The sequence below is a fragment of the Pseudomonas sp. Xaverov 83 genome (assembly GCF_019352905.1).
GTDB lineage: Bacteria > Pseudomonadota > Gammaproteobacteria > Pseudomonadales > Pseudomonadaceae > Aquipseudomonas > Aquipseudomonas yamanorum.
The window spans coordinates 372,431-396,777 of the sequence record NZ_JAAAFU010000075.1; the positions used below are offsets into that span (position 1 = coordinate 372,431).

21 protein-coding genes are annotated in these 24,347 nt (G+C 61.3%); 12 read left to right on the forward strand and 9 right to left on the reverse strand.

What is annotated here, in order from left to right; genetic code table 11:
- Positions 1–59: 59 nt before the first annotated feature.
- The gene (locus K0H47_RS22935) at positions 60–1,484 is read right to left on the reverse strand and encodes a PLP-dependent aminotransferase family protein (protein WP_093203706.1); all 1,425 of its coding nucleotides are present in this window, start codon (positions 1,482–1,484) and stop codon (positions 60–62) included.
- A gap of 166 nt (positions 1,485–1,650) precedes the next feature.
- Here K0H47_RS22935 and K0H47_RS22940 point away from each other — a divergent pair, with 166 nt between their 5' ends.
- A complete protein-coding gene (locus K0H47_RS22940; protein ID WP_093203711.1) occupies positions 1,651–1,887 on the forward strand; it encodes a DUF1127 domain-containing protein in 237 nt (78 codons plus the stop codon).
- A gap of 1 nt (position 1,888) precedes the next feature.
- Here the strand turns inward: K0H47_RS22940 and K0H47_RS22945 are convergent, their stop codons facing one another.
- Positions 1,889–3,181 (reverse strand): FAD-binding oxidoreductase, encoded by a 1,293-nt coding sequence (locus K0H47_RS22945; protein WP_177025215.1) that lies wholly within the window; start codon positions 3,179–3,181, stop codon positions 1,889–1,891.
- 115 nt (positions 3,182–3,296) lie between these two features.
- On the opposite strand from K0H47_RS22945, the gene K0H47_RS22950 reads away from it, so the two are divergent.
- Positions 3,297–3,650: a YkgJ family cysteine cluster protein gene (locus tag K0H47_RS22950; protein ID WP_177025214.1), complete on the forward strand. Its 354-nt coding sequence runs from the start codon at positions 3,297–3,299 to the stop codon at positions 3,648–3,650.
- A 128-nt stretch (positions 3,651–3,778) separates the two neighbouring features.
- Here K0H47_RS22950 and K0H47_RS22955 read toward each other — a convergent pair whose 3' ends face one another.
- On the reverse strand, positions 3,779–4,267 hold the full coding sequence (locus K0H47_RS22955) for an Lrp/AsnC ligand binding domain-containing protein (RefSeq protein WP_003206849.1): 489 nt from the start codon (positions 4,265–4,267) through the stop codon (positions 3,779–3,781).
- 156 nt (positions 4,268–4,423) lie between these two features.
- Here K0H47_RS22955 and dadA point away from each other — a divergent pair, with 156 nt between their 5' ends.
- The 6 genes from dadA (at position 4,424) to K0H47_RS22985 (ending at position 10,528) form a co-directional block, all read left to right on the forward strand.
- Positions 4,424–5,725, forward strand: a complete 1,302-nt coding sequence (gene dadA / locus K0H47_RS22960; protein WP_063033857.1) for a D-amino acid dehydrogenase — start codon at positions 4,424–4,426, stop codon at positions 5,723–5,725.
- On the forward strand, positions 5,697–6,050 hold the full coding sequence (locus K0H47_RS22965; RefSeq protein ID WP_003208752.1) for a RidA family protein: 354 nt from the start codon (positions 5,697–5,699) through the stop codon (positions 6,048–6,050). The genes dadA and K0H47_RS22965 overlap by 29 nt, the downstream gene beginning before the upstream one ends.
- 79 nt (positions 6,051–6,129) lie before the next feature.
- Positions 6,130–7,206: an alanine racemase gene (alr, locus tag K0H47_RS22970; RefSeq protein ID WP_093203721.1), complete on the forward strand. Its 1,077-nt coding sequence runs from the start codon at positions 6,130–6,132 to the stop codon at positions 7,204–7,206.
- A gap of 116 nt (positions 7,207–7,322) precedes the next feature.
- On the forward strand, positions 7,323–7,871 hold the full coding sequence (locus K0H47_RS22975; protein ID WP_003208755.1) for a cupin domain-containing protein: 549 nt from the start codon (positions 7,323–7,325) through the stop codon (positions 7,869–7,871).
- Positions 7,872–8,053: 182 nt separating this feature from the next.
- Complete coding sequence (locus K0H47_RS22980) at positions 8,054–8,470, forward strand: cytochrome c5 family protein (protein ID WP_003208757.1); 417 nt, start codon at positions 8,054–8,056, stop codon at positions 8,468–8,470.
- A 135-nt stretch (positions 8,471–8,605) separates the two neighbouring features.
- Positions 8,606–10,528 carry an acetyl-CoA hydrolase/transferase C-terminal domain-containing protein gene (locus K0H47_RS22985; protein ID WP_063033859.1) on the forward strand — a complete coding sequence of 641 codons (1,923 nt, stop codon included), beginning with the start codon at positions 8,606–8,608 and terminating at the stop codon, positions 10,526–10,528.
- A gap of 147 nt (positions 10,529–10,675) precedes the next feature.
- On the opposite strand, the gene K0H47_RS22990 is transcribed toward K0H47_RS22985, so the two are convergent.
- Together K0H47_RS22990 and rep are read right to left on the reverse strand one after the other, a co-directional pair.
- Positions 10,676–11,248, reverse strand: coding sequence for a xanthine phosphoribosyltransferase (locus K0H47_RS22990; RefSeq protein WP_008439415.1), 573 nt, complete (start codon positions 11,246–11,248; stop codon positions 10,676–10,678).
- Between the two features lie 57 nt (positions 11,249–11,305).
- Positions 11,306–13,315: a DNA helicase Rep gene (gene rep, locus K0H47_RS22995; RefSeq protein ID WP_017476688.1), complete on the reverse strand. Its 2,010-nt coding sequence runs from the start codon at positions 13,313–13,315 to the stop codon at positions 11,306–11,308.
- 267 nt (positions 13,316–13,582) lie between these two features.
- Here rep and K0H47_RS23000 point away from each other — a divergent pair, with 267 nt between their 5' ends.
- Positions 13,583–15,253: a bifunctional diguanylate cyclase/phosphodiesterase gene (locus K0H47_RS23000; protein ID WP_063033860.1), complete on the forward strand. Its 1,671-nt coding sequence runs from the start codon at positions 13,583–13,585 to the stop codon at positions 15,251–15,253.
- 157 nt (positions 15,254–15,410) lie between these two features.
- Here the strand turns inward: K0H47_RS23000 and K0H47_RS23005 are convergent, their stop codons facing one another.
- Complete coding sequence (locus tag K0H47_RS23005) at positions 15,411–16,814, reverse strand: NorM family multidrug efflux MATE transporter (protein WP_219273708.1); 1,404 nt, start codon at positions 16,812–16,814, stop codon at positions 15,411–15,413.
- A gap of 152 nt (positions 16,815–16,966) precedes the next feature.
- On the opposite strand from K0H47_RS23005, the gene K0H47_RS23010 reads away from it, so the two are divergent.
- Positions 16,967–17,887 (forward strand): LysR substrate-binding domain-containing protein, encoded by a 921-nt coding sequence (locus K0H47_RS23010; protein ID WP_026077860.1) that lies wholly within the window; start codon positions 16,967–16,969, stop codon positions 17,885–17,887.
- 178 nt (positions 17,888–18,065) lie between these two features.
- A complete protein-coding gene (locus K0H47_RS23015; protein WP_093203734.1) occupies positions 18,066–20,042 on the forward strand; it encodes a methyl-accepting chemotaxis protein in 1,977 nt (658 codons plus the stop codon).
- 117 nt (positions 20,043–20,159) lie between these two features.
- On the opposite strand, the gene K0H47_RS23020 is transcribed toward K0H47_RS23015, so the two are convergent.
- Entirely contained in the window at positions 20,160–21,083 is a 924-nt protein-coding gene (locus K0H47_RS23020; RefSeq protein WP_093203739.1) for an ABC transporter six-transmembrane domain-containing protein, read from the reverse strand.
- Between the two features lie 114 nt (positions 21,084–21,197).
- On the opposite strand from K0H47_RS23020, the gene K0H47_RS23025 reads away from it, so the two are divergent.
- Positions 21,198–21,782 carry a TetR/AcrR family transcriptional regulator gene (locus K0H47_RS23025; RefSeq protein WP_093203743.1) on the forward strand — a complete coding sequence of 195 codons (585 nt, stop codon included), beginning with the start codon at positions 21,198–21,200 and terminating at the stop codon, positions 21,780–21,782.
- On the opposite strand, the gene K0H47_RS23030 is transcribed toward K0H47_RS23025, so the two are convergent.
- On the reverse strand, positions 21,769–23,265 hold the full coding sequence (locus K0H47_RS23030) for a YifB family Mg chelatase-like AAA ATPase (protein WP_218263077.1): 1,497 nt from the start codon (positions 23,263–23,265) through the stop codon (positions 21,769–21,771). The genes K0H47_RS23025 and K0H47_RS23030 overlap by 14 nt on opposite strands.
- Positions 23,266–23,362: 97 nt before the next feature.
- On the reverse strand, positions 23,363–24,271 hold the full coding sequence (locus K0H47_RS23035; protein WP_093203752.1) for a LysR family transcriptional regulator: 909 nt from the start codon (positions 24,269–24,271) through the stop codon (positions 23,363–23,365).
- Positions 24,272–24,347: the final 76 nt, after the last annotated feature.

Here is a 24,347-nt window from a genome sequence, read left to right on the forward strand (position 1 = left end):
TGACATGGGTTCCGAGTCAGGGCGATTGTCGGCATATGACGGCTATTTCCCGCAAAAGGTCAGTCCACCGCTTCGGCCAGCAACCTGATGGCGGTTGCGCCGACCTTGCGCACGGCCTCTTCAATCTGCGGCGTCGGTTTGGCAGCGTAGTTCATGCGCAAACAATTCCGGTACTTGCCGGAGGCGGAAAAGATACTTCCCACGGCAATCTGTACACCTTCATCCACTAGCAGCCGGTTGAGCTTCAGGGTGTCGAAGCCTTCCGGCAGCTCCACCCACAGCATGAAACTGCCCTGTGGACGACTGGCGCGGGTGCCGGCCGGGAAATAGCGGCTGACCCAATCGAGCATCAGGTCGCGATTACGCTGGTATTGCGTACGCATCCGCCGCAAATGCGGTTCGAAATGGCCATTTTTCAGAAACTCGGCAATCGCGATCTGCGGCTGGGTCGCGGTGGCGCCGGTGCTGATGTATTTCATGTGCAGGACGCGCTCGAGGTAACGACCGGGTGCTACCCAGCCAATCCGCAGGCCGGGCGCCAGGGTTTTCGAGAAGGAACTGCACAGTACGACGCGGCCATCTTCGTCGAAGGACTTGATAGTGCGTGGACGCGGGTAGCTGTAGGCCAGTTCGCCATACACATCGTCTTCGATGATTGCCACGTCGAAGCGCTGGGCCAGGGTCAGCAGCGCGCGTTTACGCGACTCCGGCATGATGTAGCCCAGTGGGTTGTTGCAGTTGGGGGTCAGCTGGATGACTTTGATCGGCCACTGCTCCAGCGCCAGTTCAAGCGCTTCCAGGCTGATACCCGTGAGTGGGTCGGTGGGGATTTCCAAGGCTTTCATGCCCAGGCCTTTCAGGGTCTGCATGGCGCCATGGAAGCTCGGCGAGTCGACGGCAACGATGTCGCCCGGCTCGCAGATGGCGTGGATGCTCGCGGACAGCGCTTCGTGGCAACCGGTGGTGATCACCAGATCCTGGGGCGTCAGTTGGCAGCCTGAATCGAGCATCAGGCGTGCGATCTGTTCGCGCAGCTCCAGGTTGCCGTGGATGGTGTCGTAATACAGCCCTGGCATGTCCTGGCGGCGGCTGATCCGGGCCAGGCTGCGCAACAGGGGTTTCATGGTCGGCGACAATACATCCGGCATGCCCCGACCCAACTGTATGGTGTCTTTGCGTGGCACTGCGCGGATCAGATCCAGCACCTGGTCCCACTGGGAAATCTCCACCGGGCGCTGGGCCGGGCGGCCGACGGCGGGCAGTGCGGGCAAGTCGCGGCCCACGGGTACGAAGTAGCCGGATTTGGGTTTTGGCATCGCCAGGCCGTTGTCTTCCAGCATCCGATAGGCCTGCTGTACGGTGCTCAGGCTTACCCCGTGCTCCACACTCAAGGCCCGCACTGACGGCAATCGATCGCCCGGGCGATAGAAGCCCTGCTCAATGCGCGTGCCCAACAGTTCGGCGAGGTTGACGTATAGGGTCATGGCGATGCTTCCCGGCTACCAGTACAGATAGGCTGAAAATACAGGATTCAGCCGCCAATAGGCAGTATCTGTATGGATTTAATACTGGGTGGTTGAATCTGTCATGGTTTCGCGCACCGGCTCATCCTACGTACTCATGGCAATACGCAAATGAGGGGCAGGAAAAATGAGCGGGTTGAGCGATGTGCGGTTGGCGTTACACGGTCAGGAACTGGAAGCCGGGCAGGAGCGGCGCATGGCGGCGCGGACCACGGCCCCCGCACTCAGCTCATGGGCGTTGTTCTGGCACCGCATGCACACGCGCAAGACCTTGCTGGAGTTGACCCCTGAACAACTGCGTGACGTGGGCCTGAGTGTCGAACAGGCGCGCCAGGAAGGATTAAAACCCTTCTGGCGCGGTTGATTCAGACCAGTTCTTTCAACCGGTGCCAGAGCATTCCCAGCGCCAGCAGCGGCGAGCGCAAATGCTTGCCGCCCGGGAAGGTGATGTGTGGCACCTTCGCAAACAGATCGAACCGCCCGCTTTGCTGGCCGTTGATGGCTTCGCCCAGCAGTCTGCCTGCCAGGTGGGTGGCATTGAGGCCGTGGCCAGCATACGCCTGGGCGAAATACACATTGGGTTGGTCGGCCAGCCGGCCAATCTGCGGCAGGCGGTTGGCGCCGATGCCGATCATGCCGCCCCACTGGTAATCGATTTTCACGTTGGCCAGTTGTGGGAATACCTGCAGCATTTTCGGACGCATGTAGGCGCCGATGTCCTTCGGATCCCGTCCGGAATAATGGCAGGCACCCCCGAACAACAAGCGTCGGTCGGCGGACAGCCGGAAGTAGTCCACCGTCACTCGCTGGTCACATACGGCCATGTTTTGCGGCAGCAACTCGGCTGCCTGGGCTTCGCTCAACGGCTCGGTGGCGATGATGTAGCTGCCGGCGGGAAGCACTTTGCCGCTCAGGTGCGGGTTGAGGCCGTTCAAATAAGCGTTGCAGCCCAGCACCAGGGTCTTGGCACGTACATTGCCCTGGGCGGTGTGAACATTGACCTCCGGGCCGTAATCGATGCGCACCGCTTCGGAATGCTCGAACAGCTGGACGCCCAACTGTTGTGCAGCCGCTGCTTCACCGAGGGCCAGGTTCAGAGGGTGCAGGTGGCCGGAGCCCATGTCGATCATGCCGCCCACATAGCGGTTAGAGCCGATCACGCCGGGCATCTCGCTGGCTTGCAGCAGGCGTACTTCATGGCGATAACCGAGGCTTCGCAGTTCTTCGGCGTCGGCGGCCAGGTGTTCCAGGTCGCGGGGTTTGTTGGCCAGGTCGCAGTAGCCCCAGGTCAGGTCGCAGGCAATCTGCGAACGTTCGACCCGTTGGCGTACGATTTCCACGGCTTCCAGGCCCATCAGTTTCATCTGGCGCACACCCTCGCTGCCGATGACGTTGGTGAACTGGTCCAGGCCATGACCGACGCCACGAATCAGTTGTCCGCCATTGCGCCCGCTGGCGCCCCAGGCGATCTTGCGGGCTTCCAGCAGGACCACGCTGAAACCCCGTTCTGCCAGTTCCAGGGCGGTGTTGAGCCCCGAAAAGCCGCCGCCGACCACGCACACATCGGCCACGATTTCACCTGTCAGCACCGGATAATCAGGCTGCGGGAAACTGCTGGCGGCGTAGTAGGAATTGGTGTGCCGGGCGCTGGCGGTCATGGGGAGCATCCCTGTTTGGAAAATTTGACGCAGGATACAGCGGTCGGGCGAAGCTGTCTCACCGGGGGCTTTTAGGGCAGAATCCACGCCTATTCGCCGTTCGGTCCCTGTGTCGATGAGTTGCAACAGTCAGAAAGTCAACGCGCTGCGCCGGCAGATTCCCTCATTCGAGTGCGTCCCGGGTTGCCACGACTGCTGTGGGCCGGTGACCACGTCCACCGAGGAAATGTCGCGCCTGCCGCGCAAGACCGCTGCCGAGCAGGAAGTGGCGATGGACGAACTCAACTGCGTGCACCTCGGTCCCAATGGCTGCACCGTGTACGACGAACGCCCGCTGATTTGCCGCCTGTTCGGCACCACGCCGACCTTGCCATGCCCCAACGACCGCCGCCCGGTGGAGTTGATCCACCCACGGGTGGAAAAGCAGATTCACGCGTACATGGCGTCGACGCGTCAGGTATTGGTCTAGCGGATGTCCCCGATCAACTAGTGTGGGAGCGGGCTTGCTCGCGAATGCGGTGGATCAGTGGATATAGGGTTGGCTGGCATGCCGCCTTCGCGAGCAAGCCCGCTCCCACATTGGCCTGTGGTGCTGTCTTAATCCGGGATCGGCAGGTTCAGGCTCTCTTTCACCTCTTCCATCACGATGTAGCTCTTGGACTCCCTTACGTGGGGCAGCTTGAGCAGGATATCGCCGAGCAATTTGCGGTACGACGCCATCTCCGAGATTCGCGCCTTCACCAGGTAGTCGAAATCCCCCGACACCAGGTGGCACTCCAGCACGTGGGGTAGTTTCAGCACGGCGCGTCGGAATTCTTCAAAGGTGTCGCCGGACTTGTAGTCGAGGCTGATCTCGACAAACACCAGCAGGCTGCCCTTCAAATGCTGCGGATTGAGCCGGGCGTTGTAACCCATGATGATCCCTTCGCGCTCCAGGCGCCGGACCCGCTCGGTGCATGGCGTGGTCGACAGGCCGACCTTTTCCCCCAGCTCGGTAAACGAAATTCGCCCGTCTGCCTGCAGGATGCGCAGGATGTTGCGGTCGATCTTGTCCAGCTCCCGCTTGGTTTGAGTGTTGGTCCGCATAGGGGATGCTCCTCCGTGAAAAGGGTTTTTGCCGAGAATTGTCGCCAAATATAGGCAGTTATATAGTGAAATGCACTGGTGATTGCTTTTTATACTGCCCACATCTTTGTGCTGAACAACAAACGTCAGCGGTCAAGCCGTGATGAGGGAATAAAAATGCGCGTTCTGGTCTTGGGTAGCGGTGTCATTGGCGTGGCCAGTGCCTACTATTTGGCACGAGCTGGTTTTGAAGTGGTCGTGGTCGACCGTCAGCCGGCTGTGGCCATGGAGACCAGTTTCGCCAACGCCGGGCAGATCTCGCCGGGCTACGCCTCGCCATGGGCTGCACCAGGTGTGCCGCTCAAGGCCATCAAATGGCTGCTGGAGCGCCACGCACCCCTGGCGATCAAGGCCACCGCCGATATCGATCAGTACCTGTGGATGGCGCAGATGTTGCGCAACTGCACCGCCAGCCGTTATGCGGTGAACAAGGAGCGCATGGTGCGCCTGTCCGAGTACAGCCGCGACTGCATCGATGAGCTGCGCGCCGAGACGGGCATTGCCTACGAAGGCCGCACCTTGGGGACTACCCAGCTGTTCCGTACCCAGGCCCAGCTGGACGGTGCCGCCAAGGACATCGCCGTGTTGAAAGAGTCTGGCGTGCCTTACGAGCTACTGGACCGCGCCGGCATTGCCCGGGTTGAACCAGCCCTGGCCAGCGTCACCGATATCCTTGCCGGTGCCCTGCGCCTGCCGAACGATCAGACCGGCGACTGTCAGATGTTTACCACCCGCCTTGCCGACATGTGCAAGCAACTGGGTGTCGAATTCCGCTTCGAGCAAGATATCCAGCGGCTGGACTACGCCGGTGACCGGATCAACGGTGTGTGGATCGACGGCAAGCTGGAAACCGCCGACCGCTACGTGCTGGCCCTCGGCAGCTACTCGCCGAAGCTGCTCAAGCCACTGGGGATCAAGGCGCCGGTGTACCCGCTCAAGGGTTACTCGATGACCGTGCCGATCACCAACGCGGCGATGGCCCCGACTTCGACCATTCTCGACGAGACCTACAAGGTCGCGATCACCCGTTTTGACAACCGCATCCGCGTCGGTGGCATGGCCGAGATAGCCGGTTTTGACCTGTCGCTGAACCCGCGCCGGCGGGAAACCCTGGAGATGATCGTCAACGACCTTTATCCTCAGGGCGGCGATTTGAGCCAGGCCAGTTTCTGGACCGGCCTGCGCCCGACCACGCCAGACGGCACGCCGATTGTCGGTGCCACCCCGTTCAAAAACCTGTTCCTGAACACTGGCCACGGCACCCTCGGTTGGACCATGGCTTGTGGCTCTGGTCGTTTGCTGGCCGATTTGATGGCGAAGAAAACCCCGCAAATCAGTGCCGAAGGCCTCGATATTTCCCGTTATGGCAATCACCAGGAGTCCGCAAAACATGTCAATCCAGCGCCAGCTCACCAATGAGCGCATGAGCCAGATCGTTGTTCACAGCGGTACCGTGTATCTGGCAGGGCAGGTCGGCGACGACATGAGTGCCGGGATTGAACAGCAGACCCGCGAAACCCTCGTCAATATCGAGCGCTTGCTGGACCTGGCCGGTACCGACAAGACCAAGCTGCTGTCGGTGACCATCTACCTGAAAGACATCGACGCCGATTTCGCCGGGATGAACGCGGTATGGGACAAGTGGTTGCCAAAAGGCGTCGCGCCGGCCCGTGCCACGGTTGAAGCGAAACTCTGCGAACCGGAAATCCTGGTAGAGCTGTCGGTTGTGGCCGCTCTGCCTTAAGCAAAACTCCTCTCCCGGTTCCCGCGCAGTCAGTGGGTGCCGGTTTTTTCTTCTCACTGCCGCCTAGAAGCCTGCCGCCATGCGTCCTGCCCGTGCCCTGATCGACCTCCAAGCCCTGCGCCATAACTACCAACTGGCCCGTGAAGTCACGGGTGGGGCCAAGGCCCTCGCCGTGATCAAGGCCGATGCCTACGGCCATGGTGCCGTGCGCGTTGCTCAGGCGCTGGAAGCCGAGGCGGACGGGTTTGCCGTGGCCTGCATCGAGGAAGCGCTGGAACTGCGGGCCGCCGGCATTCACGGGCCGGTGCTGTTGCTGGAAGGTTTTTTCGAAGCCGACGAGCTGCCGCTGATCATCGAGCATGATTTCTGGTGCGTGGTGCATTCGCTGTGGCAGCTGGATGCAATTGAACAGGCGCAGCTCAGCAAGCCGCTGACCGTTTGGCTCAAGCTTGATTCGGGCATGCACCGTGTCGGCTTGCACCCCAAGGATTATCACGACGCTTACCAGCGCCTGCTGGCCAGCGGCAAAGTCGCGAAGATCGTGCTGATGAGCCACTTCGCCCGTGCCGATGAGCTCGACAGCACCAGCAGCGAAGAGCAAGTCGCGGTGTTTGAAGCGGCGCGCCAGGGCTTGTCGGCCCAGGTCAGCCTGCGCAATTCGCCGTCGGTGCTGGGCTGGCCGAACGTGTCCAGTGACTGGGTACGCCCGGGCATCATGCTTTACGGCGCCACGCCGTTTGGCGAGGACCAGGCCATCGCCGCGCGCTTGCAGCCGGTGATGACCCTTGAGTCGAAAGTCATCTGCGTACGTGAACTGCCGGCCGGCGAGCCGGTGGGCTACGGCGCCAAGTTCATCACCCCGAAACCGATGCGCGTCGGCGTGGTTGCCATGGGTTATGCCGACGGCTACCCGCGCCACGCGCCCACCGGCACCCCAGTGCTGGTGGCCGGCCAGCGCAGTCAACTGCTGGGCCGTGTGTCGATGGACATGCTGTGTATCGACCTGACCGACGTACCTCAGGCCGGGCTCGGCTCCACCGTCGAGTTGTGGGGCAAAAACATCCTCGCCAGTGACGTTGCCACCGCCGCCGACACCATTCCGTACCAGATCTTCTGCAACCTGCGCCGGGTGCCACGGCTCTATTCCGGCGCTTGAGCGGCACCCACGAATGGCAGATCCCGGGATTTAGGCCAAAGTGTTGTAAATACTGAACGCTGTCGCCATGATAACGCTCAATTACAACAACGCCTGAATCCTAGGAGGCTCCTGCATTGGACGTCGGCGAACGACTGCAATCCATCCGTAAACTGAAAGGTCTTTCCCAGCGTGAGCTAGCCAAGCGCGCGGGCGTCACCAACAGCACCATTTCGATGATCGAAAAAAACAGTGTCAGCCCCTCCATCAGCTCCTTGCGCAAGGTGCTGGGCGGCATTCCCATGTCGATGGTGGAGTTCTTTTCCGAGGAGATCCTCCAGGAAAAACCGACCCAGATCGTCTATAAAGCCAATGAGCTGATCGATATCTCCGACGGCGCCGTCACCATGAAACTGGTGGGCCGCGCGCATCCGAGCCGGGCGATTGCGTTCCTCAACGAGATCTACCCACCAGGTGCTGATACCGGCGAAGAGATGCTCACCCATGAGGGCGAGGAAACCGGGATTCTGGTGGAAGGCCGCCTGGAGCTGGTAGTCGGTCTTGAAACTTTTGTGCTCGAAGCCGGCGATAGCTACTACTTTGAAAGCACCAAGCCGCACCGTTTTCGTAATCCGTTCGAAGTGCCGGCGCGACTAATCAGCGCAGCCACACCCGCGAACTTTTAAGAAAAGAGGCGTCCTGCCTATGTCGCAGAGACGCCCGTAGCAGCATTCCGGCCTGCTGAATCTCCCTTTGGTTAATAGGGTTGTTTCGGCGGGGCGGGCTAACCGTTATACTTTCGCCGCCTGCGAAACCGTGGCCGCAGGCGTGAATAGCCACCATTGAGGGTGAACGCGTGAACCTAATTATGAAAATGCTGGCTGCACCAGCAACCGTACTGGCCCTATGGGCTGTCAGCGCTCAAGCTGCGACCAATGATGAAATTGCCAAACGCCTTGAGCCTGTCGGCCAGGTGTGTGTCCAGGGGCAAGAGTGCAAGGGGATGGAAGTGGCAGTGGCTGCGGGCGGCGGCGGCGGTGCGAAATCGCCGGATGACGTGATCGCCAAGCACTGCAACGCTTGCCACGGTACCGGTCTGTTGGGCGCACCGAAAATTGGTGACACCGCCGCCTGGAAAGACCGCGCGGACCACCAGGGTGGCCTCGACGGCCTGCTGGCCAAGGCCATCACCGGCCTGAACGCCATGCCACCCAAAGGCACCTGCGCAGACTGCTCGGATGCCGAGCTTAAAGGCGCGATCGAGAAGATGTCGGGTCTTAAATAAACCGATCTTCGCCAAAAAAGCCGCTGACCAGCGGCTTTTTTGTGTCCGCGATTTGCCTTTTTAGGCTGTTCTTTGCAGCAAAGACCCGGCAAGCTCGGTCCAACCCCAATTCATGGAATGTTCGGGAGAAGTCGGATGGTGCAGTTGTGTTCAATCGAGCAAGCGGTCGACGACGTACTGGCACGGCTGCCGGCGCATATTCACATGGGCATGCCCCTGGGCCTGGGCAAACCCAACCTGTTCGTCAACGCGCTGTACCGGCGTATCGCCAAGTTGCCGGATCGGGCGCTGACCATTTACACCGCCCTGGTCCTGGGTCGCCCCACCTTGGGCGATGGCTTGCAGAAGCGCTTCCTCGAACCTTTTATCGAACGGGTTTTCGGCGGCTATCCCGAGCTGGATTTCCTCGCCGCCCTGCACAAGGACAATCTGCCGGCCAACATTCACGTGCAGCAGTTCTTCATGCAGCCCGGCAGTTTGTTGCACAGCGCCTCGGCTCAGCAGGATTACGTCAGCAGCAACTACAGCCACGCCGCCCGTGATATCAACGCCGCCGGCCTGAACCTCGTTGCGCAGCTGGTGGCCAGCAGCGCCGAACACCCGGATCGCCTGAGCCTGAGCTGCAACCCCGACATCACCCTCGACCTGTTGCCGATGATCGCCAAGCGCCGCGAAGCCGGTGAAACCATCCTGGTGGTGGGCCAGGTTCACAGTGATTTGCCCTACATGCCCGGCGACGCCGAACTGGGCATGGACGAATTCGACTTCCTGATCGACGAGAAGGACAGCACCACGCTGTTCTCCACGCCGAACATGCCTGTAGGTTTCCAGGACCACTTTATCGGTTTGCACGCCAGCACCCTGGTGCGCGACGGCGGCACCCTGCAGATCGGCATCGGCTCCATGGGCGACGCACTGACCGCCGCCTTGCTGGCACGCCAGGCGGACAACGAGGCGTATCGCCTGTTGCTCACCGACCTGGATGTGTACCAATGGGCGCCGCTGATCAGCCATGAAGGTGGCGTCGCACCCTTCGCCCGTGGCCTGTACGGTTGCAGCGAAATGTTCGTCAACGGCCTGCTGGTGCTGGCCGACGCCGGGATTGTGCGGCGCAAGGTGTACCCGGACGTGGCGACTCAGGAGCGGGCTAACGCCGGCACCATGGACGAAGCCGCGCAGACCGACGGCATTTCGGTGCACGGCGGCTTCTTCCTCGGCCCGCAAAGTTTCTACGAGCGCCTGCGGGATTTGCCCCAGAGCAAGCGCCTGGAATTCAACATGACCCGCATCAGCTACATCAACGAGCTTTACGGGCAGGAAGAACTCAAGCGTTTGCAGCGCCTGGATGCGCGGTTTATCAACAGCGCGTTTACCGTGACCCTGCTGGGCGCGGGCGTGGCCGACCAGTTGGAAGACGGCCGGGTGCTCAGCGGCGTCGGCGGGCAATACAACTTTGTCGCCCAGGGCCATGCGCTGGAAGGCGCGCGCTCGATCCTGATCCTGCGCAGCTGGCGCGAATCGGGAGGCGAGGTCAGTTCCAATATCGTCTGGGAATACGGCCACTGCACCATTCCCCGGCACCTGCGGGACATCGTCATCACCGAATACGGGATCGCGGATTTACGTGGGCAGACCGATGCCAAGGTAATCGAGGCGCTGCTGAATATCACCGACTCGCGGTTCCAGGAAGACTTGATCGAACAGGCGCAGAAGGCCGGGAAGTTGCCGAAGGATTTCCAGCTGGATCCGCGGTTTACCGACAACACGCCGGAGCGTCTGCAGGCGATTCAAGCTCGGCATCCGAGGTTGTTCCCGGAGTATCCGTTGGGCTGTGATTTCACCGATGAAGAGCGGGATTTGCTGCGGGCGTTGAACTGGCTCAAGAGCAAATTCAAGCTGACGGAAATTCTGGAACTGGGCAAGGCGGCGCTGGATGCACCGGAGCCGGAGGCGTTTCCCGAGCATTTGGTGCGGATGGGGTTGGATAAGCCGGAGGGGTTGAAAGAGGACCTGTACCAGCGGCTGCTGCTAGCGGGCCTACAAGCCACCGCGCACTAACAAACACCACAAATCAAATGTGGGAGCTGGCTTGCCTGCGATGAGGGCCTGACAGTCGACATCTCTGTCGACTGACACTCCGCTATCGCAGGCAAGCCAGCTCCCACATTTTGAATTGTGTTCACTCGGGATTTGCAGTGCTGCAAATTACTCGATAAAGGTCACAACCCCACCCGCCAACGACTGCACCCGCGCCAGCGACTCAACCCGATAACCCTGTGCATCCAGCTCCGCACGGCCACCCTGGAACGACTTCTCGATCACGATCCCCAAACCTGCAACGGTCGCGCCGGCCTGTTTGATGATCGAAATCAGCGCCTGGGACGCCTTACCGTTGGCCAGAAAGTCATCGATGATCAGCACGCGGTCGCTGCTGGTCAGGTGGCGCGGGGAAATCGCCACGGTGCTTTCGGTTTTCTTGGTGAAGGAATACACCGTCGCCGACAGCAGGTTTTCAGTCAGGGTCAGGGACTGTTGCTTGCGCGCGAAAATCACCGGTACGCCGAGGTTCAGGCCGGTCATGATCGCCGGTGCAATGCCCGAGGCTTCGATGGTGACGATCTTGGTGATGCCCGAATCCTTGAACAACGCAGCGAATTCGTCACCGATCAGTTTCATCAGCGCCGGGTCGATCTGGTGGTTCAGAAAGGCGTCGACCTTGAGTACCTGATCGGAAAGCACGATGCCTTCTTCGCGAATTTTCTTGTGCAGTGCTTCCACGAAAGCTTCCTCTGTTGGCGCAACACGCGCCGAAAGTAGATTAAAAAGTAGTCGATTCTAGCGCTTTAACATCGCGCGTATATCCGCCAGGGCGGTATTGCCGCGAACGGCTTTGACTTCGGTTGGTGTGTCGTCGTTGCCTTCCCATGCCAGGTCATCCGGCGGCAGTTCGTCAAGGAACCGGCTGGGGGCACAATCAATGATCTCGCCGTACTGCTTGCGCTTGGCGGCAAAGGTGAAGGCCAGGGTCTGACGCGCGCGGGTAATGCCCACGTAGGCCAGGCGCCGTTCTTCTTCGATGGTGTCGGCTTCGATGCTGGAGCGGTGCGGGAGGATTTCCTCTTCCATGCCCATGATGAACACGTAGGGGAATTCCAGGCCCTTGGACGCATGCAAGGTCATCATCTGCACGCCTTCGGCGCCGTCTTCCTCTTCCTGCTGGCGTTCAAGCATGTCCCGCAGGACCAGCTTGCCGATGGCGTCCTCGACGGTCATCTCACCTTCTTCGTCCTTCTCGAGGGTGTTTTTCAACGCCTCGATCAGGAACCACACGTTGCCCATGCGGTAATCGGCGGCCTTGTCGCTGGAGCTGTTGGTGCGCAGCCAGTTCTCGTAGTCGATGTCCATGACCATGCTGCGCAGGGCGCTGATCGGGTCTTCGCCGGCGCACTGCTCGCGCACTTTGTCCATGAAGCGCTTGAAGCGCGCCAGGCGATCGGTGAAGCGGGTGTCCAGGTGCTCGCCCAGGCCGATTTCGTCGGTGGCGGCGTACATCGAGATCTTGCGTTCGGTGGCGTAGTTGCCGAGCTTTTCCAGGGTGGTCGAACCGATTTCCCGGCGCGGGACGTTGATTACCCGCAGGAACGCGTTGTCGTCGTCCGGGTTCACGATCAGCCGGAAGTAGGCCATCAGGTCTTTCACTTCCTGGCGTCCGAAAAAGCTGTTGCCGCCCGACAGACGATAAGGAATCTGGTGGTGCTGCAGCTTCAGCTCGATCAGCTTGGCCTGGTAGTTGCCGCGGTACAGGATCGCAAAGTCGCTGTAGGGCCGGTCGGTACGCAGGTGCAGGGTGAGCAGTTCGACGGCCACGCGCTCGGCTTCGGCGTCTTCGTTGCGGCAGCGGATCACGCGGATCTCGTCGCCGTGGCCCATCTCGCTCCAGAGTTGTTTTTCAAACTCGTGGGGGTTGTTGGAGATCAGTACGTTGGCGCAACGCAGGATGCGGCTGGTGGAGCGGTAGTTCTGCTCCAGCATCACCACTTTCAGGGACGGGTAGTCGTCCTTGAGCAGCATCAGGTTTTCCGGGCGGGCGCCGCGCCAGGCGTAGATCGACTGGTCGTCGTCGCCCACCACGGTGAACTGGTTGCGCTTGCCGATCAGCAGCTTCACCAGCAGGTATTGGCTGGCGTTGGTGTCCTGGTATTCGTCCACCAGCAGGTAGCGGACTTTGTTCTGCCACTTTTCGAGGATGTCGGCGTGTTCCTGGAACAGCTTCACCGGCAGCAGGATCAGGTCGTCGAAGTCCACCGCGTTGAACGCCTTGAGCGTGCGCTGGTAGTGGGTGTAGACGATGGCGGCGGTCTGTTCCTTGGGGTTGCGCGCGTTTTCCAGGGCTTCGGCGGGCAGGATCAGGTCGTTTTTCCACGAGCCGATCATGTTCTTGATCTCGTCGACGCCGTCGTCGCCCGCGTATTCCTTTTGCATGATGTCGGTCATCAGCGCCTTGACGTCAGTCTCGTCAAAGATCGAGAAGCCCGGCTTGTAGCCCAACCGCACATGCTCCTTGCGGATGATGTTCAGCCCCAGGTTGTGGAAGGTACACACGGTGAGGCCACGGCCTTCGCCACCCTTGAGCAGGGTGCCGACGCGCTCTTTCATTTCCCGCGCCGCCTTGTTGGTAAAGGTCATGGCGACGATGTACTGGGCGCGGATGCCGCAGCTCTGGATCAGGTGCGCGATCTTGCGGGTGATCACGCTGGTCTTGCCGGAACCGGCACCGGCGAGCACCAATAGAGGGCCGCCGACGTAGTTCACGGCTTCTTGCTGCCGGGGATTGAGTCGGGACATACAGAATTCAGGGAGTCATTGATCAAAAGGGCGGGCATTTTAACAGGCTGGCAAGATTCTGCTGCCTCTGAACGACAGTGTGACGTACCACTCGATCTAAATTTGCCGGTTTTGTTACTTTGCCGCAGGATGTGCAGGGCATTTAGGACTATTGTTCGGTCTAGCGCCGCACAGTGTGTATTTGATAACCCATATCATTGGTCATTATCAGGTCGCACGTCATAATGCCCGCCGCCAACGAAATTTTGCAGAGTCTAGGGAGCTAGCTTGTCTACGCCTGTCGAACCCTTGCGTTTGCTGCTACTGGCCGATGAGCCAGCGTGGGCAGCGTTATTGCGCGAGTGCCTGGCGCCGATGGGCGACGGAGCTGTGCTGATCAGCGCGCCAAACTGGGAGTCTGTGAGCAATCTGTTCGACGACGATCACAGTGCGGTGTTGTTGACCACGGCCAGTCTTCAGCCCGGCCCCGGTCGTTGCAGCTTGCCAACGGTATTGCTGTTGGAAGAGGAACCTCTGGTTTCGCCCCTTGGCGTCAGCGACTGGCTGATTCTGAATGCATTGGATGTCGATACATTGCGCCGGTGCCTGCGGCATGTGCGCGAGCGCGGTGTGCTGGAAAACACCCTGCAACGCCTGGCCGAGCAGGACCCGCTGACCGGCATCGCCAACCGCCAGGGCTTCCAGACCCTGTTGACCGCCCGCCTGGCGGAAAACGAAGGCCGTGGCGTCGCCCTCGGTCACCTCGACCTGGACAACTTCCGTCACGCCAACGATGCCCTCGGTCACCAGGCCGGTGACCGGCTGATCCTGCAAGTGGTCTCGCGGCTCAAGAGCCAATTGGAGGCCGGCGATCAACTGGCACGCCTGGGCAGCGATGAATTCGCCCTTCTGATCGACACCCGCCGTGCGCCCCAGCGCGCCGAATGGATGGCCGAACGCATCATCGAAGCTATGGCCGAACCGTATTGGGTCGATGGCGAAAGCCTGCTGATCGGCTGCAGTCTCGGCGTGGCACATGCCCGCGCCAGGGCCGGCGCCGACCCGCTGATGTGGCACGCCCATATCGCCATGCAGCAAGCCAAGAGCACCCAGGGCTGTACTTTTCATATCTTCAACGAACGCATCAACCGCAATGCCCGCAGCCTCGCCGACCTTGAAAGCGAACTGCGCCGGGCGTTGCGCCGTGACGAGCTGGAACTGCATTACCAACCCCGCCTGGACCTCGACGACGGGCATATCGTCGGCCTCGAAGCGCTGGTGCGCTGGCGCCACGGCGAGCGCGGTTTATTGCCACCGAGCGAGTTCGTGCCCCTGGCCGAGCAGAGCGGCTTGATCGTGCCGCTGGGCTACTGGGTGATTTCCCGGGCGCTGCGCGACATGCAGGACCTGCGCGAACGCGGGATTGCGCCGTTGCACATGGCGGTCAACCTGTCGTTCCGCCAGTTCCAGGACAGCCAATTGCTCAGCACCCTCAGCCGGCTGATTGCCGAGCGTGGCGTGGAAGCTCAGTGGCTGGAATTTGAACTGACGGAAACCGCCGTGATGCGCCGCAGCGACCTGGTCAAGCAGACCATGGACGCCCTTGGCCGCCTGGGCGTGCGCTTTTCCCTGGATGACTTTGGCACCGGCTTCTCGTCGTTCGTGCACCTCAACAGCCTGCCGATTGCCTTGCTGAAGATCGACAAAAGCTTCGTCGGCGGCATGGAAGAGCGCGAAGAGAATCGCAAGTTGGTCCACGCGATGATCAACCTGGCCCACAACCTGAACCTGGAAGTAGTAGCCGAGGGCGTGGAAACCGCAGAGCAACTGGCGTTGCTGCGGTTGTTCGGCTGCGATCAGGCTCAGGGTTACCTGATCAGCAAGCCGTTGCCGCTGGCGGAGCTGGTGGACTACCTGACGTTTGGTGACAGCCAGGAACTGGTGGGCGGCGTGATCTGACCGTGTAAACCCGATCAAAATGTGGGAGCCAGCTTTTGTGGGAGCTGGCTTGCCTGCGATAGCATCACTGCGATGTGTCTGACCTACCGAGGTGCCTGCATCGCGGGCAAGCCCGGCTCCCACATAAGCCAACTCCTACACTGACCGAGTAGAGTCGTTACTCCGGCTGCGCGGCTTGAAATCCTTGGTGGGTTTCAGGCTCCTGGCGAATCATCCGCTTCATCTTCCGTTCAAACGCCCAGGTCAGGCTGATTGCCGCGCACGCCAGGCCCAGCGCCAGGCCCCACCACACGCCAGTCGGCCCCCAGCCGAGGTTGAACGCCATCAACCACGCAGCCGGTGCGCCGATCAGCCAGTAGCATCCCAACCCGACCAGGAAGGTGGTCTTGGCGTCCTTGAGCCCGCGAATGCAGCCCATGGCGATGGTCTGCACACCGTCGAACAGCTCAAACCACGCGGCCACCGCCAGCAAGCTCACGGCGAGGTTGATCACGTCGCGAAACGCCGGGTCATGCTGGTCGAGGAACAAGCTGATCAACTGATGCGAGAACAACCACAGCACTGCTGCAAAGCCCAGCATCACCAATGCGCCAAAGCCGATGCCCACCCGCCCGGCCAGCCGTGCTTCCAGCAGGTTCCCGGCCCCGTAATGCTGGCCGATGCGCATAGTGATTGCGTAGGACATGCCCGCCGGGACCATGAACGCCACTGACACAATCTGCAGGGCAATCTGGTGCGCAGCCAATTGCGTACTGCCCATGGTGCCCATGCACAAAGCGGCGAACGCAAACAGCCCGACTTCCACCGCGTAGGTGCCCCCAATCGGCAGGCCCAGGCGCCACAGTTCCCGCAGGTAATGCAGGTTCGGCCGCAGCAGGCCCTTGCGCAGCGGGTAGGCGTCGTAAGCACGGTTGTATTTGATGTACCAGATCAGCGCCAGTGCCATGCAGTTGGCGACGATGGCCGTGACCAGGCCAATGCCTACCAGGCCGAGTTTCGGCAGGCCGAACATGCCTTCGATCAACGCGTGGTTGAGCAGGTAGTTGATCACTGTGCCGCAAAGGCTGATAACCATCACCGGTGTGGCCTTGCCGATGGCACTGGTGAAGCCGCGCAAGGCCATGAACGTCAGGTAGCCGGGCAGGGCGAACGGCAGGATGGTCAGGAACTGGCCGGCGGACGCGACGTTGGTTTCGGTCTGGCCGAACATCAGCAACACCGGCTTGAGGTTCCACAGCAACAAGCCGGCCACCAGCGCCATCAACCAGGCCAGCCACAACCCGGCCTGGGTCAGGCGGGTGGCGCCTTCAATATCGCCGGCGCCCTGGCGGATCGCGACCAGTGTGCCCACGGCGGCAATCACGCCGATGCAGAAAATCGACACGAACGAATAGCTCGCCGCACCCAGGCCGCCGCCGGCCAGGGCCTCGGGGCTCAGCCGCGCCATCATCAGGGTGTCGGTCAGCACCATCAGCATGTGGGCCAACTGTGAGGCAATCAACGGCCCTGACAGCCGCAGAATGGCCCAGAGTTCGGTACGTGCCGGATGCTGCATGATCATCACGCTCAAAAAGTCAGGGAAGGGTGGAAGGGTTGATTCTCGGCGCCCACAGCGCATTGCACAAAGGGATAAATCCGATGGCGCGCATGATTAAAACTCATGCCTGAGTGATTCTGGTAGGGTTTCGAGATTGCGCCGTCGGAGCTTTCGCCATGTCTCGTCGTCTTCCTCCTCTTTACGCCTTGCGGGCGTTTGAAGCGGCTTCCCGTTACAACTCGTTCACCCGGGCGGCGGAAGAGTTGTCGATTACCCAAAGTGCGGTAAGCCGGCACATTCGCACCCTGGAAGAGCACTTCGCCTGCCGCCTGTTCCAACGCAGCGGCCGCACCTTGCAACTCACCGAGGCGGCGCGCCTGTTGCTGCCGGGCGTGCGCGAAGGCTTTGCGGCCCTGGAGCGCGCCTGCCATACATTGAATGCGGAGGACGACATCCTGCGCATGAAGGCGCCGTCCACCCTGACCATGCGTTGGCTGCTGGCACGGCTCAGTCGCTTCCGGCATTTGCAGCCGGGCAATGAAGTGCAACTGACCAGCGCCTGGATGAGTGTCGATGAGGTGGACTTCAACCAGGAGCCGTTCGATTGCGCGGTATTGCTGAGTAACGGTCACTTCCCGCCGGACTGGGAAGCCTGCTACCTGTTTCCTGAACTGCTGATTCCAGTGGGTGCGCCGAACCTGTTGAGCGACGGGCCCTGGGACGTCACGCGGCTGGCCTCTGCCGAATTGCTGCACCCGACGCCGGACCGGCGTGACTGGCGCTATTGGCTGGAGCGCATGGGGCTGTCATCCCAGGTATCGCTCAAGGGCGGGCAGGTGTTCGACACATTGGAGCTGGGCATGATTGCCGCCGCGCGGGGGTACGGCGTGTCCATGGGTGACTTGCTGATGGTGGCTGAAGACGTGGCCCAGGGCCGCCTGAGCCTGCCATGGCCCACCGCGGTGGCCAGTGGGGAAAATTACTATCTGGTGTGGCCAAAGACCCGGCCCGGCGGTGAGCGTTTGCGACGGCTGGGTGACTTTCTCCAGAGCGAGGTGCAGGCCATGGAATTGCCCCAGGTAGAGCGCCTCGCCTGAGCGGATTGCGCACCGGGCAGCAATCGTTTGCGTGATACCCCTGTGATTCGCTCAAGTATTGAGCCTGCCCGCCGAAGTAGGGTTGTTGGAACTACCGTTCTACAACGTTTCCCCTATTAGAATTTTGCCGAGCAGCGCTATGAGATCAGGATGATCCTGGCCTCGGCCAGGAGCCTTCATGTCTCAACCTCGCGCCCGGATCGCCTCTCAACTGGGGCTCGCCCTCGCCGTGATACTGGCTGTCGTCATCAGCGGCAGCACAGTGTTCGCCTTGCGTTCGCTGGACTCCGCCAACCTCGACACCCGCGAGGAGCATCTGGCCAGCGAGGCTCGCTTGCTGGCTGACCAACTCAATACCTTCCACAGCACCTTGCGCGAAAGTACCCAGCGTTTGAGCGGGCTGTTTGAAAAGCGCTTCAGCGCCGGTTTGAGTACGCGCCCTGAGCAACCGGTGGCGGTGGCGGGCGTGCAGACGCCGGGCCTGTACCTGGGCGAGGAAGTGCTCAACAACAATTTCGCTGAAGTTGATGAGTTCAAGCAGATGTCCGGCGGCGTGGCGACCGTATTCGTACGCAGCGGCGAGGACTTTATCCGCGTCAGCACATCCCTGACCAAGCAGGACGGCAGCCGCGCCATTGGCACGGCGCTGGATCATCAGCACCCGGCCTATCAACGCTTGCTCGGCGGGCAGGGCTACGTCGGCCGCGCGGTGTTGTTTGATCGCTCCTACATGACCCAGTACAGCCCGGTGCGCGATGCCAGCGGCAAAGTGATTGCGGTGCTGTTTGTCGGCTTCGACTACACCGACGCGCAGAACGCCCAGTTCGACAACCTCAAGCGCTTCCGCATCGGCCAGACCGGTTCCCTGGCGCTGCTGGACGAACAGAAACACTGGTTGGTCCCGCCAGCTGGGGTGCAGGCGCTGGATCAGTCGATTCCGGTCATGCTCGACCTGGCCGCCAAACCTGGAAAAGGCCGTTTCTGGAGCGACAAGAACGAAGATTTCTACAGCGTCGCGGTGCCGTTTGAAGGCGGCCCGTGGTCGGTGGTGGCGAGCATGCCGAAAGCCGAAATTCGCGCGGTGACCTGGTCGGTGGGGATTCGCCTGGCGATCGGCAGTTTGCTCGCGATGCTGCTGGCGGTGGGCGCGGCGGTCTGGCTGCTGCGCAGCAAGTTGCAGCCTTTGGGCGACCTGGTACGTCAGGCAGAAGCCCTGGGCGCCGGTGATTTGAGCGCGCGCCTGAATGTTTCCAGCCATGACGAAATCGGCCAGTTGGCCCGCAGTTTCAACCAGATGGGCGAAGCGCTGTCGACCATGGTGTCGCACATTCGCAAGGCGGCTGAAGACGTTAACAGCCGTGCCCAGGCGCTGTCGGGTTTGTCCGGCGGTGCGTACGAAGGCATGGAGCAACAGTCCGGCGAAATCACCAGCATGGCCGGCGCGGTAGAAGAGTTCAGCGCCACCTCGCTGAACATTGCCGACAACATGGGCAACACCGAGCGCCTGGCCCAGGACAACGCCCAGCAAACCAAGATCGGCCGCACCTCGATGCAAGAAGCGTCGTCGTCCCTGGAACACATCGCCACCGCGCTGAACAGCACGGCCACGGTGATCAATACCTTGGGCCAGCGCTCCCAGGAAATCGGCGGGATCGTCGGTGTGATCACCGCGATTGCCGAACAGACCAACCTGCTGGCGCTCAACGCCGCCATCGAAGCGGCGCGGGCCGGTGAGCAAGGGCGCGGGTTTGCGGTGGTGGCGGATGAAGTACGCAACCTCGCGTCGCGTACTCGTCAGGCCACGGACGAAATTTCCGGGATGATCCAGAGCATCCAGCAGGAAACCGGCAACGCCATCAGCACCATGGAACAAGGCAACGTGCTGATGCAGGAGGGCCTTGCGCGCAATGCTGACGTGGCTTCTGCGCTGGCGCGGATCGATGAGCAAAGCCGCTCGGCGGGCCAGCAGTTTGCGGCGATTACCACGGCGACCCAGGAGCAGAGCAGCACGGCGACCCTGCTAAGCAGCAACTTGCAGAGCATCGCCCTGGCCAACAGCGAGCAGCGTGAAGTGGTGTCCAACCTTGCGATCACCGCCAAGGAACTGGAGACCCTGGCGGCGGGCTTGCGGCATGAGGTTGACCGGTTTCGTTGATTGACTGTTCGGGCCTCATCGCGGGCAAGCCCGCTCCCACAGTTGACCGTGTTCAATTGAAGAAACCGGCTCAATGTGGGAGACGGGCTTGCCCGCGATGACGGACGATTCGACGCCTCAAACGTCGGATCGGTCGCCCAGCCCTGGGTCCACACGCTTGCCAATGTCCTTGAGTCGCGCCAGTTGATCAACCATCCCTGGCGCTTCATCCAGGCTGCTGACAAAGGTCCACAGGTAAGTCATCACCGCATACACGTGGCCGGCCTTGACCGCCGGCGACAGCGCCAACTGGCTGATGGCGACCACAAACAACAGCGCGGCCAGCGTACCGATAAACAGGAACGCTGCAGCCTCGCGGTCCGACAGCCAGATCCGCAGGCGTGACAGCACCTGGTAGTGGCGCTGCAAGGTCTGCGCGCCGACCTTTTCCACCAGGCCGATTTCCTTTTCCAGGCGGTCATTCAAGCGCTCGTGCAGCTCCTGATTGCGCCGGGCGAAACGTGGCAACAAGGTTGTGCACAGCACCAGCGCCGTCAGGCAGGCCAGGCCGATCCACGGTTCGATCACCAGCAACATCACGGCCGCACCGACGATCGACACCAGCGCCGTCGCGATGATCGGCACGTGTTTTTCGAAGAAATCCACAAAGTCCCGCGCCAACACCACCCGCGCCGCCGCCCGTGAGGTGCTGTGGTTTTGCAGGCGCTGGTTGAGAATCACCGGCACCGCCAGGTCCGCGTAGATACGGGTGAAGGTGCGCGTATCCAACGCCCGTCGCGCCGCCCCGACTACCCAGAACGCCAGTACCACGGCGGCGTAGAACAGCGCGCTGCCGGCATCGCCGCGGATAATTGAGTCCACCGCGAATCCGGCAAACAGCGGGTAGGCCAGCAGCAATGCGTTTTCCAAGGCCACCAGCGACAAGGTGCAGAACAGCTTGCCGGGATAGGCCCTGGCGATCGCTTTGAGGGTTTGGCTGGCGGATTGTTGCCCGATCTTTTTGCTTTCTTCGATCAGGATTTGCGGTGTTACGGATGACATGGGGTGCACCAAGGATGAGATAAGCGCTAGTATTGAGCGACTGCTCAAGTATCCTTGAGCGACCGCTCAAAAAGCAAGCGCCGTCGATCTGCCGGTGCCTGAAGGAAAAGCCTCATGTCGCGTATCGACCGTAAAGACCAGATCATCGCCGCCGCCCTGGAGCTGTTTCGCAGCAAAGGCTTCGCCGATGTCTCCACCCGCGACTTGGCGGAGCACGCCGGGCTGTCCCGCAGCCACGTCTATCATTACTTCAGCGACTGGAAAGATCTGCGCCGCGAAGCGTTTGTGCGGTTTGCCAACGAGCAACTGGACGAGGTGCGGGTGCCGCTGGAAGGTCTGTCTCCACTGAGAGCGCTCGAAGGTTTCCTGCGTGACTGCTTGCCCTCCACGGCAGATGCCGGTTGGGCGCTGTGGCTGGATGCCTGGGATGAAGCCATGCATGACGAGCCTTTGGCCCAGGCTTACCTGGTGATCAACGCCCAATGGCAAGCGATGCTCGCCGAGATCATCGAGCAAGGTGTGTCGGCCAAAGTTTTCCACTGTGAGTCGCCCAAACGCGCCGCGCGGCAGCTCTTCGCCGTCGCCATGGGCTATGCCGATGACTTGATGCTCAAACCCTCCGTTGAATCCGCTGAGGCGGTAATGGATGAGGTGATGGAAGTGGCGGGGCTGCTCCTGGCGTTGCCTAAGAAGCGCTAGCGGGCCGGTACTGCAAAGCTTCCGCCAGATGATGGCGGGCGATGGCTTCCACCTGTTCCAGGTCGGCCAGGGTGCGCGCGACCTTGAGCAAACGATGCGCCGCCCGCAGCGACAGCGTCAGCCGTTCACACGCGCTCTCCAGCCAGCCTTCATCGGCCTTCGCCAGCTTGCAGTGCTGGCGTAGTCCCGGCAGGTCGAGAAAGGCATTGGCGCAGCCTTGGCGCCGTTGTTGGCGCTCCCGGGCCTCGGCCACAAGAACGGACGCGCTGGCGGTATCGTCGCCTGACTGTTTGCCGGGATTCAGCGCGGTGCTTTCCCGGGCGACGGTTACGTGCAGGTCAATCCGGTCCAACAGCGGACCCGAGAGCTTGTTGCGATAGCGCTGGATCTGCTCCGGCGTGCAGCGACAGCGCCCGCTGGGCTCGCCCACATAGCCGCAAGGGCAGGGGTTCATCGCCGCCACCAACTGAAAGCGCGCCGGGAAACTCACCCGGTCGCGGGCGCGGGCAATCACGATATGCCCGGACTCCAGCGGCTCACGCAGCACTTCCAAGACCTTGCGATCAAACTCCGGCAGTTCGTCGAGAAACAACACACCATGATGGGCGAGGGTGATTTCCCCCGGCTGCGGTTTCGAGCCGCCGCCCACCAGCGCCGGGCCTGATGCCGAATGGTGCGGCTGGCGAAACGGCCGGTGCGGCCAATGGCTCAGCGGCGCCAGGCTGACCACTGATTGAATCGCCGCCACCTCCAGCGCTTCCTGTTCACTCAAGGGCGGCAACAGCCCCGGCAGACGGCTGGCGAGCAAGGTTTTGCCCGTGCCCGGTGGCCCGCTGAGCAACAGGTTATGGGCGCCCGCGGCGGCAATCAGCAACGCGCGTTTGGCTGCGAGCTGGCCCTGCACTTCACTCAAATCCGGGTAGGGCTTGTTCAAGTACATCAGGCCACTGGAAACGAAGGGCTCGATCGGGACGTGACCGTTCAGGTGCGCCACCACTTGCAGCAGATGATCCACCGCTATCACCTTCAATCCCGAGGCCAGGCACGCCTCTTCGGCATTGGCCCGAGGCACGATCAAGGTGCGCCCGGCCTTGCGCGCCGCCAGCGCTGCCGGCAACACACCTTTCACCCCACGCACCTCACCGGACAGCGCCAGCTCACCGAGGCATTCCACGTTATCGAGGGTCAACGTCGGCACCTGCACACTGGCGGCGAGAATCCCCAACGCAATCGCCAAATCAAAACGCCCACCGTCCTTGGGCAGGTCGGCGGGCGCGAGGTTGAGGGTGATGCGGCGGGATGGATATTGCAGCGCGGAGTTGAGAATCGCGCTGCGCACGCGGTCTTTGCTTTCCTTGACGGCGGTCTCCGGCAGACCCACCAGCGTCAGCGACGGCAAGCCGTTGGCCATGTGCACCTCGACGGTGACGGCAGGGGCTTCAACGCCAATCTGGGCGCGGCTGTGGACGATGGCGAGGGACATGCTCGTTCCTTGAAATGAGTGGCCGCTTCCTGCGGTTTTTCAAGGGTAGTCCAGCGCTGGCGCAACGCAGCGGCGAGGTTTTACAGAACGTATCGGGCTACTGGCTGGGCGGTGGCACACACAAAAACTCCTTCGCCAACGTCAACCACGCCTGCGCCGCAAACGACAGCTTGCACTGCCGACGCCACGCCAGCATCAATCTCCAGTTCAGGGCCGGCGACTGTATTTCCGCGATGCTGAATTGGTTGGCATCAAGGGTGTCGCAGAACGCCCGGGGCAGCAGGGTGATGCCCACACCCAGGCGTACCAGGGAGGCGATAAAGTCCCATTGGCTACTGCGCCCGCTGATACGCGGCTCAAAACCGGCCAGGGCGCAGGCGTCGAGTACGAATTGGTTCAGGGTGAAGGTGTCATCGTAAAAGATGAATTCGCAGGCTTGCAGTTCGCTCAGCTCCACCGAGCTGCGTCCCTGCCAGGGCGAATCATGGGGCGCGAGCAGGCACAGCGGCGATTCGAACAAGGGCATGGATTCGAATTCGGACCAGATATCCGCCACGCGCGGCGAGTCCAGGATGGTGCCGAACTCCAGGGTGCCTTGGCGCAGGTCCTGAATGGTGACGTTGCCGCCGCTTTCGAACAGTTTCAGTTCGATCTTCGGGTAGCGGGCGTGATATTCCGCAAAGATCGGTGCCAGTGCGAGGTGGGTAGAGGGCGACAGTCCCATGCGCAGGGCGCCGCGTTCGACTTGCTGCAAGTCTTGCAGCTCCACGGTCATTTCATCGTGCAGTGCGATCATTTCCTTGGCGCGCTTGAGCACAATTTCACCGGCGTCCGTCAGGGTGAAGCGTTTTCCCATGCGGTCCAGCAGCCTCAAGCCGAGGCTCGTTTCAAGTTGCTGCACCATTTTGCTGACCGTTGGCTGGGTCAGGTGCAGCTTCACAGCGGCTTTGGTAAAGCTCTGCTGGTCCACGACTTCTACGAAATAACGAAGCGCCCTGATGTCCATTTTGCATTCCAATTTCGCATGGTTTTCATAAGATTAATTCATTATATCTTTAAAAAATGGCTGGATAAGATTTGTT

Excerpts from the sequence above, each read along its gene's own strand:
- K0H47_RS22935 (WP_093203706.1), bottom strand. The coding sequence starts at position 1,484 with ATGACCCTATACGTCAACCTCGCCGAACTGTTGGGCACGCGCATTGAG.
- K0H47_RS22940 (WP_093203711.1), top strand. The coding sequence starts at position 1,651 with ATGAGCGGGTTGAGCGATGTGCGGTTGGCGTTACACGGTCAGGAACTG.
- K0H47_RS22945 (WP_177025215.1), bottom strand. The coding sequence starts at position 3,181 with ATGACCGCCAGCGCCCGGCACACCAATTCCTACTACGCCGCCAGCAGT.
- K0H47_RS22950 (WP_177025214.1), top strand. The coding sequence starts at position 3,297 with ATGAGTTGCAACAGTCAGAAAGTCAACGCGCTGCGCCGGCAGATTCCC.
- K0H47_RS22955 (WP_003206849.1), bottom strand. The coding sequence starts at position 4,267 with ATGCGGACCAACACTCAAACCAAGCGGGAGCTGGACAAGATCGACCGC.
- dadA (WP_063033857.1), top strand. The coding sequence starts at position 4,424 with ATGCGCGTTCTGGTCTTGGGTAGCGGTGTCATTGGCGTGGCCAGTGCC.
- K0H47_RS22965 (WP_003208752.1), top strand. The coding sequence starts at position 5,697 with ATGTCAATCCAGCGCCAGCTCACCAATGAGCGCATGAGCCAGATCGTT.
- alr (WP_093203721.1), top strand. The coding sequence starts at position 6,130 with ATGCGTCCTGCCCGTGCCCTGATCGACCTCCAAGCCCTGCGCCATAAC.
- K0H47_RS22980 (WP_003208757.1), top strand. The coding sequence starts at position 8,054 with ATGAAAATGCTGGCTGCACCAGCAACCGTACTGGCCCTATGGGCTGTC.
- K0H47_RS22985 (WP_063033859.1), top strand. The coding sequence starts at position 8,606 with ATGGTGCAGTTGTGTTCAATCGAGCAAGCGGTCGACGACGTACTGGCA.
- rep (WP_017476688.1), bottom strand. The coding sequence starts at position 13,315 with ATGTCCCGACTCAATCCCCGGCAGCAAGAAGCCGTGAACTACGTCGGC.
- K0H47_RS23005 (WP_219273708.1), bottom strand. The coding sequence starts at position 16,814 with ATGATCATGCAGCATCCGGCACGTACCGAACTCTGGGCCATTCTGCGG.
- K0H47_RS23010 (WP_026077860.1), top strand. The coding sequence starts at position 16,967 with ATGTCTCGTCGTCTTCCTCCTCTTTACGCCTTGCGGGCGTTTGAAGCG.
- K0H47_RS23015 (WP_093203734.1), top strand. The coding sequence starts at position 18,066 with ATGTCTCAACCTCGCGCCCGGATCGCCTCTCAACTGGGGCTCGCCCTC.
- K0H47_RS23020 (WP_093203739.1), bottom strand. The coding sequence starts at position 21,083 with ATGTCATCCGTAACACCGCAAATCCTGATCGAAGAAAGCAAAAAGATC.
- K0H47_RS23025 (WP_093203743.1), top strand. The coding sequence starts at position 21,198 with ATGTCGCGTATCGACCGTAAAGACCAGATCATCGCCGCCGCCCTGGAG.
- K0H47_RS23030 (WP_218263077.1), bottom strand. The coding sequence starts at position 23,265 with ATGTCCCTCGCCATCGTCCACAGCCGCGCCCAGATTGGCGTTGAAGCC.
- K0H47_RS23035 (WP_093203752.1), bottom strand. The coding sequence starts at position 24,271 with ATGGACATCAGGGCGCTTCGTTATTTCGTAGAAGTCGTGGACCAGCAG.